We start from the raw sequence: 845 nt of genomic DNA, 5'->3' as shown, positions 1-845 counted from the left end.
TCGGTGACGCACCCGATCCGCTGGGCCTTCCCCGACGAGCCGGGCCCGGAGGGGCTCTCGGTCGCGGCCTCCTACTTCGACCGCACGCCCTACGTCGAGCAGGACGCGGCCGGGCACGCCGTCTACGTCGAGCACCACCGGACGCTCGGCGACCGGGTCAGGGACGTGGTGAGCGGCGGCTTCCGGCTCGTAGACCTCGTCGAGCCCGAGTGGCCGCACTGGAACACGCAGGAGTGGGGCGGCTGGTCCCCGCTGCGCGGCCAGCTCATCCCGGGCACGGCGATCTTCGTGTGCGAGCGGGACTGATCGTTCCGCCCGCGCGCGTCGCGGCCGGGGGTTGTCGCCCGGGCTGACTGACTGGCTGGCTGAGCGGACCCTGGCTTGGGGCGGGCCCGGGCCCCCGTGGCGGGCGGACGGCCACGCCGTGGCGATGTCAGTGGTCGCTGCGAGGATAGGACGCGTGACGATCCGTACTGACGTGCTCGACCACCTGCCCGTCCGCAGCGCCGTGCCCGCGCTGTGGGACGCCCTCGAGGCGCGCGGGACCGCCGTGCTGTGCGCGCCGCCCGGTACGGGGAAGACGACGCTGGTCCCGCTCGCCCTGGCCGGGCTGCTGCGTCCCGGTGGTCCGGTGCGGCGGGTGGTGGTGGCCGAGCCGCGGCGGATCGCGGCCCGGGCGGCGGCGCGCCGGATGGCCTGGCTGTTGGGCGAGGAGGTCGGCGAGCGGGTCGGCTTCACGGTGCGTGGCGAGCGGCGGGTCGGGCGGCGGACCGTGGTCGAGGTGGTGACCACCGGCGTGCTTCTGCAAAGGCTGCAACGCGATCAGGAATTGGCCGGCGTGGCCG

Annotated in this window: 2 pseudogenes; both read left to right on the top strand. The window is 75.4% G+C overall.

Features of this window, described 5'->3' with window-relative positions:
* A pseudogene (locus KUM32_RS40125) lies at positions 1 to 306 on the top strand (SAM-dependent methyltransferase); the annotation flags it as partial.
* A 154-nt stretch (positions 307 to 460) separates the two neighbouring features.
* Positions 461 to 845, top strand: a pseudogene (locus tag KUM32_RS40120) (ATP-dependent helicase HrpB); the annotation flags it as partial.

Source organism: Streptomyces sp. AC627_RSS907 (assembly GCF_019049165.1).
This window is presented reverse-complemented; position numbering and strand designations above follow the sequence as displayed.